The organism is Actinomadura geliboluensis, assembly GCF_005889745.1.
Taxonomy (GTDB): Bacteria; Actinomycetota; Actinomycetes; order Streptosporangiales; family Streptosporangiaceae; genus Spirillospora; species Spirillospora geliboluensis.
Window position 1 is genome coordinate 1 of record NZ_VCKZ01000380.1, and the last position, 8794, is coordinate 8794.

Annotated in this window: 7 protein-coding genes; 5 read left to right on the top strand and 2 right to left on the bottom strand. The window is 74.2% G+C overall.

Annotation, left to right across the window (positions count from 1 at the left end; genetic code table 11):
• Both ETD96_RS35460 and ETD96_RS35465 read left to right on the top strand, forming a co-directional pair.
• Positions 1-1218: HSP90 family protein (locus tag ETD96_RS35460; RefSeq protein ID WP_138640842.1), on the top strand; the 1218-nt coding region annotated here is incomplete at its 5' end.
• Positions 1215-3866: a tetratricopeptide repeat protein gene (locus tag ETD96_RS35465; protein ID WP_138640843.1), complete on the top strand. Its 2652-nt coding sequence runs from the start codon at positions 1215-1217 to the stop codon at positions 3864-3866. The genes ETD96_RS35460 and ETD96_RS35465, both read left to right, overlap by 4 nt.
• On the opposite strand, the gene galK is transcribed toward ETD96_RS35465, so the two are convergent.
• Both galK and galE read right to left on the bottom strand, forming a co-directional pair.
• Positions 3859-5007 carry a galactokinase gene (gene galK / locus ETD96_RS35470; protein ID WP_138640846.1) on the bottom strand — a complete coding sequence of 383 codons (1149 nt, stop codon included), beginning with the start codon at positions 5005-5007 and terminating at the stop codon, positions 3859-3861. The genes ETD96_RS35465 and galK overlap by 8 nt on opposite strands.
• A complete protein-coding gene (galE, locus tag ETD96_RS35475) occupies positions 5004-5957 on the bottom strand; it encodes a UDP-glucose 4-epimerase GalE (RefSeq protein WP_138640844.1) in 954 nt (317 codons plus the stop codon). Before galE ends, galK begins: the two co-directional genes overlap by 4 nt.
• A 78-nt stretch (positions 5958-6035) precedes the next feature.
• On the opposite strand from galE, the gene ETD96_RS35480 reads away from it, so the two are divergent.
• The 3 genes from ETD96_RS35480 to ETD96_RS35490 are packed head-to-tail and all read left to right on the top strand — an operon-like array spanning position 6036 to position 8781.
• Complete coding sequence (locus ETD96_RS35480; RefSeq protein ID WP_138640845.1) at positions 6036-7046, top strand: hemolysin family protein; 1011 nt, start codon at positions 6036-6038, stop codon at positions 7044-7046.
• An 18-nt stretch (positions 7047-7064) separates the two neighbouring features.
• Entirely contained in the window at positions 7065-8138 is a 1074-nt protein-coding gene (gene trpS / locus ETD96_RS35485) for a tryptophan--tRNA ligase (RefSeq protein WP_138640847.1), read from the top strand.
• Entirely contained in the window at positions 8128-8781 is a 654-nt protein-coding gene (locus ETD96_RS35490) for a 2'-5' RNA ligase family protein (protein ID WP_240808466.1), read from the top strand. Before trpS ends, ETD96_RS35490 begins: the two co-directional genes overlap by 11 nt.
• Positions 8782-8794: the final 13 nt, after the last annotated feature.

Genomic DNA, 8794 nt, shown 5'->3' on the forward strand with positions numbered 1-8794 from the left:
GTCGTGGACGGTGTCGAGGTCACCGGGGAGCCGCCGTGGCGGGCCTCCTACCGGGATCCGGCCGGGCGGCGGCGGGCGCTGGAGGCGTACTGCGAGGAGCTCTACGGGTTCACGCCGTTCGATGTCGTCGATCTGGACGTGCCTGAGGCGGGGTTGACCGGGGTCGCGTTCATCTTGCCCGCGCCGGTGTCGCCTACTGCGCGGGCCTCGCATCGGGTCTATCTGAAGCGCATGCTGCTTGCCGAGAACGTCGAGGGGCTGCTGCCTGAGTGGGCGTTCTTCGCGCGGTGTGTCGTGGACGCGGGAGAGCTGCGGCCCACCGCCAGTCGTGAAGCTCTGTATGAGGACGAGCTTCTGGAGTCGACGCGCCTTGGGCTCGGGGACGTGCTTCGGCAGTGGCTGGTGAAGCTGTCCGAGACCGATCCGGCGCGGCTGCGCGCGTTCCTGCGGCTGCATCAGCTCGGTGTGAAGGCGATGGCGCTGCACGACGACGACATGCTGCGGATCGTCGACCGGTGGCTGGACTACGAGACCTCCGCCGGGCCGATGACGCTGCACGAGTTCCGGCGGCGGCATCCGGACGGGCGGTTCACCGCGAGCGTGGACGAGTTCCGGCGGCTGTCGGCGGTCGCGGGCGCGCAGGGCATCGGGCTCGTCAACGGCGGCTACGTGCACGATACGGAGATCATCGAGCGGCTGCCCGATCTCGATCCCGACATCCGGCTGGCCCGGCTGGACGCGGCGGAGCTGACCACGACGTTCGGTGTGCTCGATCCGGCCGCCGAGCTGGCGCTGCGGCCGTTCCTCGCGGCGGCGCAGCGGGCCGTCGAGCGGCTCGGGTGCGAGGTGGTGGTCCGCGACTTCGACCCGGCGTCGCTGCCCGCGCTGTACCTGACCAGCCGGGACGCGCAGTTCCGCGAGGAGTTGACGCGGGCGAGGGAGGAGGCCGGCGAGCTGTGGGCGGACGTCCTCGGCGCCGTCAACGCGTCCGCCGGCGTCGAGCGTCCGCAACTGGTGCTGAACTACCGCAACCCGCTGGCGCGGCGGGTCACTTCGCTGGGCGACGGCGGGCCGGTCGAGCTGGCCGTCCAGGCCCTGTACGGGCAGGCGCTGCTGCTCGGCCACCATCCGCTGCGGCCCGCCGACACGGCGGTGCTGAACCGTTCCTTCATCGGCCTGCTGGAGTGGGCCGTCCACTCCCCGGAGGCCCCCGAATGACAGATGACGTCTACGCGCTGATGGCGCGGTCGCAGGAGCTGCCCTACGGGGAGGCCCGCACCGTGCTGGTCGAGGACGCGCTGCGCCGTGCCGAGGCGGCCGGTGACGACGTGCTGGCCTTCCATGTGAGGGTTCGGCTGACCGACGCCTACCGGTACGGGGGCGAGCCTGCGAAGGCGTTCGCGACCTTCAGCCGGACGCTGGCCGAGCACGACCGTGACCCGGGCCGGTTCGACGACACCCATGGGCTGCTCTGGCAGATCAAAGCGATCGTCAGCTCGCTCACGCTCTTCCCTGAGATCCCGCTGGACCGCACCTACGCCGTGCTGGACGACATGGAGCGTCGCTACAAGGCGGGCGGGCACAGCCTCCAGGCGGTGTATCACTACCGCAACGTGGTGGCCCGGCATGTCGGTGACGGGACGGCCGACGAGTGGTACGTGAAGTGGCGCGCCGCTGAGCGCGACGAGCTGTCGGACTGCGAGGGCTGCGACCCCACCGGCATGGCCCGGCACCTGATCGAGGCGGGGCGGCACGAGGAGGCGTTCGAGGTCGCCGCGCCGGTGCTGAGCGCGCAGCTGAACTGCAACGAGCAGCCGCAGTCGATCCAGACCGCGCTGATGCCGGTCTACCTGCGGCTGGGCCGTCCGGAGCAGGCCGCCGACGCGCACCGCCGCGCCTACCGGGTGCACCGGGCGCGGCTCGCCGACCTCAGCGACATCGCCGAGCACCTGGAGTTCTGCGCGGTCACCGGCAACGAGGCGCGCGGCCTGGAGATCCTGCAGCGGCATCTCGGCTGGCTGGACCGGGCGCCGAGCGCGCACGCCGCCATGGAGTTCTCCGCCGCCGCGGCCCTGCTGCTCGGGCGGCTGGCCGCCGCCGGGCACGGCGCGGCGACGGTCCGGCGGCCGGCCGCCGACGGGCGTCCCGCCGCCGATGTGCCGCTGGACGAGCTGCGCGCCGAGCTGGCGGGCCGGGCGACGGAGCTGGCGGCCCGGTTCGACGCCCGCAACGGGACGTCCTGCCAGGGCGACAAGGTGCGCGGCACGCTGGCGGCCGAGCCGGTCGCCGAGTTCGTTCCGCTGGCCGCCCACCACCGTCGTCCCGCCGCGGCTCCGGCGCCCGTCCGGCCGCCGGAGCCCGAGACGGATGATCTCAGTGCCGTGACCGATCTCGACGAGCTGCTCGACATCGCCGATCGGCACCGCAAGAAGAGCGACATGCCCGGGATGCTGGCGGCGTGGCGGCGGTTCGACGCCGCCGCCGAGGCGGCCGAGCCGACGCCGCTGCAGAAGGCGCGCAGGCTGGACGCGCGGGGCGTCGAGCACGCCGTCGAGGGGGACGCGGAGAACGCGGCCGAGTGCTGGGCGGAGGCGGCCCGGCTGTTCGGCGAGCTCGGCGACGAGACGCGGCGGCACCGCACGCTCGGCCGGCTCGGCATGATCCGGCTCGAACTCGGTGACGAGGGCGGGATGGAGCAGGTGGTCGCGTCCGCCGAGCACTTCACCGCGCATCCGGGCGAGGACGGCGACGCCGCGCCCGCGCTGCTGCGGCTCGCGACCGCGCATGTCAAGGGCGACCGTCCGGACGAGGCTCTCGGCGTGCTCGACCAGGTGGCGGCGGACGGCGAGCACGTGGGCGAGCTGTGGTTCCTGCGCGGGCAGGCGCTGCTGCTCACCGACCGGGTCGACGAGGCGGTCACGGCGTTGCGCCGCTCCCTGGAGGCGGCGCGCGAGTCCAGCGATCCCGAGCACATCGCCTCGCCCGCGCTGCTGCTCGCGCGGACCCTCGCCCGGCGGGAGGACGGCCCCGGCGACGAGGCGTTCGCCCTGCTCGACGAGGTGATCGGCGTGCTGCGCGAGCCGTCGCCGATGCGCGCCGCCGCCTACACCGAGCGGGGCCTCGCGCACCTGAACGCCGACCATGCCGCCGACGCCGTCGCCGACCTGGTGGAGGCCATCGCGGGCTGGACGGCCGAGGGGCTGCACCCGCAGGCCGTCCAGTTGCGGGTCGATCTGGCCGCCGCCTACCTGTCCACGGACCGGGCCCTGGAGGCCGCCGAGGCCGCCGAGGAGGCGCTGCCGAACCTCGACGACGACAACGGGCGCCGCTGCCGGCTGATCCTCGCGCACGCGCAGAAGCAGCTCGGCGAGGAGGACGCCGCCGCCCTGTTCACGGGTCTCGCCGAGGAGGCCGCGCGGGAGGGGCAGCACGACGCCGTCGCGCACTTCCTGAACGAGGCCGCCGACGTCCTGACGAACCTCGACATCGACGCGCAGGCCGCCGAACGGTACGCGCAGGCCGCCGAGGCGTACGAGAAGGCCGGCGACCCCTACGGGGTGGTCCGCGCCCGCCGCCGCGCCGCGATGTGCCTGATGTGGAGCGGCGAGGGGGAGCAGGCGGCGGCCGCGATGGAGACGGCCCGCGCCGCCCTCGCGGACCTGCCTCCGGACAACGAGCCCGTCCGCGTCTGGGAGACCGCCCTGACCTCCTTCGAGCAGGCCCGCGTCCTGGCCCGGCTGGGACGCCTGGACGAGGCCGCCGGCCACGCGACCGCCGCTGTGGACGGCTTCACCGCCATCGACCAGACCGAGCCCGCCCAGGACGCCGCCCGGCTCCTGGAGGACATCAAGGCCGCGCTCAGCTGACCCGTCGCGCCCCGTCCGAGGGGACGGCCTCCAGGAAGCCCGGCGGTGTCCAGCCGCGCTTCTCGTAGGCCGCCGTGATGGCCTCGCCGACCCGCTCCGCGCGGGCGGCGGGGGCCAGCACGATGACGGAGCCGCCGAAGCCGCCGCCGACCATGCGCCCGCCGCGGGCGCCCGCCCGCAGCGCCGCGTCCACGGTGGCGTCGGCCTCCGGCCACGACACCTCGAACTGGTCGCGCAGCGACAGGTGGGAGGCGTTCAGCATCGCGCCGAACTCCGGCAGGGCACCGGCCCGCAGCAGGCCGACGGTGGCCTCGACGCGGTGGTTCTCGGTGACGACGTGCTGGACGCGGCGCCGCAGCACCGGGTCCTTCAGCGAGCCCAGCGCGGCGGCCAGGTCCTTGACGTCGCGCAGCGCGTCCACGCCGAGCAGCGACGCGGCCTCCTCGCATTCGGCGCGGCGCCGCCCGTACTCGCCGCCGGTCAGGGCGTGCGAGGCGCGCGTGTCGACGACCAGCAGCGTCAGCCCGGCGGCCGCCGGGTCGAACGGGACCTGCGACGACAGGCCGCTGCGGCAGTCGAGCATCAGCGCGTGCCCGGCCTTGCACAGCAGCGACGCGGACTGGTCCATCAGCCCGCACGGCATGCCGACCTGCTCGTTCTCGGCGCGCTGCGCGAGCCGTGCCAGCGCCGGGCGGTCGATCTCGACGCCGTGCAGGTCGCACAGGGCCAGCGCCGTCGCGCACTCCAGCGCGGCCGACGACGACAGCCCCGCGCCCTGCGGGAGGTCGGAGTCGATCAGCAGGGACGCGCCGCCCGTGCCGTGCTCGCGCAGCACCCGCGCCACGCCGACCGGGTACGCGGCCCACGCGCGCTCGGCGGGCCACCCCTCGGAGACGACCGGCGGGCCGTCCACCGGCGCGGTGACGGCGGTGGACGCCTGCCGCGACCGCACCTCGACCACGCCGTCGTCGCGCCGCGCCGCCGCCACCGTCACGCCGCGCGACAGCGCGAACGGCAGCACGAAGCCGTCGTTGTAGTCGGTGTGCTCGCCGATCAGGTTGACCCTGCCCGGGGCGCGCCACACGCCGTCCGGCGCGCGCCCGAACGCCTCGCCGAACGCCGCCGCCAGGCCCTCGGTCATCGGGACCGCAGGAAGGTCCACGCGTCGTCGACCATCGTCCGCAGGTCGCGCTCGGGCTTCCAGCCGAGCCGGGCCTGGATCTTGTCGGACGAGGCGATCAGCACCGCCGGGTCGCCGGCGCGGCGCGGCCCGACCTCGGCCGGGATCTCGCGGCCGGTGACCTCGCGGCACACCTCCACGACCTCCCGGACGGAGTAGCCGGTGCCGCTGCCCAGGTTGAAGATCTGGTGGGCGCCCGGCTCGCAGGCGTCCAGTGCCAGCAGGTGCGCGCGGCCCAGGTCGATCACGTGGATGTAGTCGCGGACGCAGGTGCCGTCGGCCGTCGGGTAGTCGTCGCCGAACATCTTCACCGCGTCCCCGTCGCCCTGCGCGATCTTCAGCACGTTGGGGATCAGGTGGGTCTCGACGGTGTGCCGCTCGCCGTGCCGCCCGTAGGCGCCCGCCACGTTGAAGTACCGCAGCGACACCCCGCCGATGCCGTGCAGCCGCGCGTACTCGGTGAGGACCGTGTCGATCGCCAGCTTGGACGCGCCGTAGGGGTTGGTCGGACGGGTCGGGTCGGTCTCCAGGATCGGCGTCGACTCCGGCTCCCCGTACGTCGCGGCCGTCGAGGAGAACACGATCCGGGGCACGCCGGCGACGCGCATCGCGTCCAGCAGCGCCAGCGACTCGCCGAGGTTCTTGTCCCAGTACAGGCCGGGCTTCTGCACCGACTCGCCGACCAGCGACCTGGCGGCGAAGTGCAGCACCGCCTCGAACCCGGCGCCCGCGAGGACGTCGGCGGCCATGTCGCGCAGCGTGCCGCGCACCAGCCGGGCGCCCTCGGGCACGGCGTCCTCGTGCCCGGTGGACAGGTCGTCCAGGACGACGACCTCGTGCCCCGCCTCCAGGAGCAGTGCGGAGACGACGCTGCCGATATAGCCGGCGCCTCCGGTGACGAGCAGCTTCACTGACGAACCTCCAGAAAAGTCTCGGGCGGCGGGGCCAGACCAGGCTATCCGCAACCCCGAACGGGGAAGGCTGAACGCATGGACCGGACGCCGCCCGGGACGCCCCCGCGGCCGCCCGCGGGGCCCGCGCGCCCGCTGGTGTGGCTGCTGTCGCGCTCCGCCGATCTCGTCGTGCGGCTGTCGGGCGGCGACCCGCGCGCGCTGCGCGAGGAGATCACCGCGGAGCGGATGCGGGCCCTCGTGGCCGGGAACACCCAGCTCACCGCCGATGAGCGCACCCTCATCGGGGAGGTGTTCGCGGCGGGCGAGCGGCCGCTGCGCGAGGTCCTCGTGCCGCGCACCGAGGTCGTGTTCCTGGACGCGGAGCTCACCCTCACCGCCGCCGCGCGGCTCGCCGCGCGCAGCCCGCACTCCCGCTTCCCCGTCTGCCGCGACTCCCACGACGAGGTGATCGGGTTCGTTCACATCCGCGACCTGCTCGTCACGGACGGCCCCGACGCGCCCGCCGGGGACGTCCCGGTGGGCGATCTGGTGCGTCCGGTGAAGTTCCTGCCGCCGTCGAAGCGGGTACTGCCCGCGCTGTCGGAGATGCGCCGGGAGGGCTGCCACCTGGCGATCGTCACCGACGAGTACGGCGGGGTGGCCGGAATCGTCACCATGGAGGACCTCCTCGAGGAACTCATCGGCGACATCCGCGACGAATATGATGTGCAGGACGCGCAGGCACGGCGCCTGCACGGCGGAGTGGTCGAGGTGGACGGCCTGCTCAACCTGGACGACTTCGCCGCCGAGACCGGCATCCGGCTGCCGGACGGGCCGTACGAGACGGTCGCCGGGCACATCATGGCGGTGCTGCGCCGGGTGCCCGCCGAGGGCGACTCGGTGGAGGCCGCGGGCCGCCGCCTCGCGGTGGCCCGGATGGACGGCCGGCGGGTGGCCCGCGTGCGCGTCATGCCGCGCGCGGCGCCGCAGGCCGTGCCCGCGCCGCCCGGCACGCCGTCCGCGACCCCGCGGGCGGTGCCCGGCGACGCCGCCGGCGGCCCCTCCCGCGGGCCGGCGACCGGCGGCGGCGCTCCCGATGACACCTGAGAGAATCGGTCCGTGCAGATGCCCGAAGCGCCCACTCCCGAAGCGTCCGACGCCGGAACCACCGCGGCCCCGCCGCGGGTGCTGTCCGGCATCCAGCCCACCGCCGACTCGTTCCACCTCGGCAACTACCTGGGCGCGCTCCGGCAGTGGGTCGCCATGCAGGACACGCACGAGGCGTTCTACTGCGTGGTCGACCTGCACGCGATCACCGTCGAGCACGACCCCGAACTGCTGCGCCGCCGCACGAAGGTCGCCGCCGCGCAGCTGTTCGCCATGGGCATCGACCCGGACCGCTCCGCGGTGTTCGTGCAGAGCCACGTCCCCGAGCACGCCGAGCTGGCGTGGGTGCTCAGCTGCCTCACCGGGTTCGGCGAGGCGGGCCGCATGACCCAGTTCAAGGACAAGTCGTCCAAGCAGGGCACCAGCGGGACGAGCGTCGGCCTGTTCACGTACCCGATCCTGCAGGCCGCCGACATCCTGCTCTACACGCCCGACCCGGCGGCCGGGCGCCCGCTGCGCGTCCCCGTCGGGGAGGACCAGCGGCAGCACCTGGAACTGACCCGCACCCTCGCGCAGCGTTTCAACCACCGGTTCGGGGAGACGTTCGTCCTGCCGGACGCCCACATTCCCGAGGGCGCCGCCAAGATCACCGACCTGCAGGAGCCGGGCGCGAAGATGAGCAAGTCGGCGTCGTCCCCGCAGGGCATTCTCGACGTGCTGGAGGAGCCGGGCCCCATGCGCAAGAAGATCATGCGCGCGGTCACCGACACCGGCTCCGAGGTCGTCTACGACGAGGAGAAGAAGGCCGGCGTCACCAACCTGCTGCGGATCTACTCCGCGCTGGAGGGCACGTCCATCCCCGACCTGGAGGCCCGCTACGCAGGCTCCGGGTACGGGCAGTTCAAGAAGGACCTCGCGCAGGTCGTCCTCGACACGTTCACGCCGATCCGGGAGCGCACCCTCAAGCTGCTGGACGACGAGGACCATCTCGACCGGCTCCTCGCCCGCGGCGCCGAGCGCGCCTCCGAGGTCGCCGTGCGGACGATGGAGACCGTGCGCGAACGGGTGGGATTCGTGGGACGTGGTCGCTGACCGCGCCGCACTCGACGACGCCGCGGAGGGCCCGGGGGAGGGCCTCTCCGCGGCCGAGACCACGATGACCGGCGGCATCACCGCCCGGCCGGCGCCGGGCCGCCGCGCGATCGGCGTCGCGATCCCGATCCCCGACCCGCACGGCTCCTACCTGCAGTCGCGGCGCGCCTCGTTCGGCGACCCGCTCGCGCACGCGATCCCGACGCACATCACGCTGCTCCCGCCGACCGAGGTGGACGAGGCGGCGATGGACGGCATCCAGCGGCACCTGCTGGCCGTCGCGCGCACCGAGCGGCCCTTCCCGATCAGGTTGCGCGGCAGCGGAACGTTCCGGCCGGTGTCGCCGGTGGTGTTCGTGGCGCTGGCCGAGGGAATCGGCGGCTGCGAGCGCGTCCAGGCGAAGGTTCTGTCGGGTCCGCTGGCGCGTCCGCTGCCGTTCCCGTACCACCCGCACGTGACGATCGCCCACCACCTGCCCGACGACGTCATGGACCGCGCGTTCAAGGAGCTCGCCGCCTACGGCGCCGACTTCGAGGTGTGGGGGTTCTCCCTCTACGAGCACGGGCTGGACGGCGTGTGGCGCCGCCACTGCGACTTCGTGTTCGGCGACGGCGCCGTCCCCGCCCCCGGCCGCCGCCTCTGAGGCGGGGCGCCCC

Bases quoted from the DNA above. Each gene is read 5' to 3' on its own strand.
- ETD96_RS35465 (WP_138640843.1), top strand. From the start codon at position 1,215: ATGACAGATGACGTCTACGCGCTGATGGCGCGGTCGCAGGAGCTGCCC.
- galK (WP_138640846.1), bottom strand. From the start codon at position 5,007: ATGACCGAGGGCCTGGCGGCGGCGTTCGGCGAGGCGTTCGGGCGCGCG.
- ETD96_RS35480 (WP_138640845.1), top strand. From the start codon at position 6,036: ATGGACCGGACGCCGCCCGGGACGCCCCCGCGGCCGCCCGCGGGGCCC.
- trpS (WP_138640847.1), top strand. From the start codon at position 7,065: ATGCCCGAAGCGCCCACTCCCGAAGCGTCCGACGCCGGAACCACCGCG.